The organism is Streptomyces sp. NPDC005492, assembly GCF_040605995.1.
Taxonomy (GTDB): Bacteria; Actinomycetota; Actinomycetes; order Streptomycetales; family Streptomycetaceae; genus Streptomyces.
The window spans coordinates 1-1154 of record NZ_JBEXDX010000125.1; the positions used below are offsets into that span (position 1 = coordinate 1).

The window sequence follows — 1154 nt, forward strand, 5'->3', positions numbered from 1 at the left end:
GGGGTCTATTGCAGATTACCCCGCCATAGCAAACTCCGAATACCGAAGAGTGCAATCACGGGAGACAGACATCGGGTGCTAACGTCCGGTGTCAAGAGGGAAACAACCCAGACCGCCAGCTAAGGTCCCCAAATATAGCTAAGTGGGAAACGAAGTGGGAAGGCTAAAACAGTCAGGAGGTTGGCTTAGAAGCAGCCACCCTTTAAAGAAAGCGTAATAGCTCACTGATCGAGTCGTCCTGCGCGGAAGATGTAACGGGGCTAAGCTATATACCGAAGCTGCGGATGCGAGCTTTGCTCGCATGGTAGGAGAGCGTTCCGTAAGCCTGCGAAGGTGCCTTGTAAAGGGTGCTGGAGGTATCGGAAGTGCGAATGCTGACATGAGTAGCGATAAAGGGGGTGAAAGGCCCCCTCGCCGTAAGCCCAAGGTTTCCTACGCAACGTTCATCGGCGTAGGGTGAGTCGGCCCCTAAGGCGAGGCAGAAATGCGTAGCTGATGGGAAGCAGGTCAATATTCCTGCACCATTGTTAGATGCGATGGGGGGACGGATCGCGGAAGGTTGTCCGGGTGTTGGAAGTCCCGGTCGCTGCATTGGAGAAGGCACTTAGGCAAATCCGGGTGCGGAATTCAAGGGTGTGGCGCGAGCTCCTTAGGGAGCGAAGCAATTGGAAGTGGTTCCAAGAAAAGCCTCTAAGCTTCAGTCTAACGATGACCGTACCGCAAACCGACACAGGTGGGCGAGATGAGTATTCTAAGGCGCTTGAGAGAACTCGGGAGAAGGAACTCGGCAAATTGGTACCGTAACTTCGGGATAAGGTACGCCCTTGTAGCTTGACTGGCTTGCGCCAGAAGGGTGAAGGGGTTGCAATAAACTGGTGGCTGCGACTGTTTAATAAAAACACAGCACTCTGCAAACACGAAAGTGGACGTATAGGGTGTGACGCCTGCCCGGTGCCGGAAGATTAAATGATGGGGTGCAAGCTCTTGATTGAAGTCCCGGTAAACGGCGGCCGTAACTATAACGGTCCTAAGGTAGCGAAATTCCTTGTCGGGTAAGTTCCGACCTGCACGAATGGCGTAACGATGGCCACACTGTCTCCTCCCGAGACTCAGCGAAGTTGAAGTGTTTGTGATGATGCAATCTACCCGCGGCT

At 53.6% G+C, this 1154-nt stretch carries 1 rRNA gene; it reads left to right on the forward strand.

Going from position 1 to position 1154, the window contains the following annotated elements:
• Positions 1 to 1154: ribosomal RNA gene (locus ABZT04_RS45955) — 23S ribosomal RNA — on the forward strand; the annotation flags it as partial.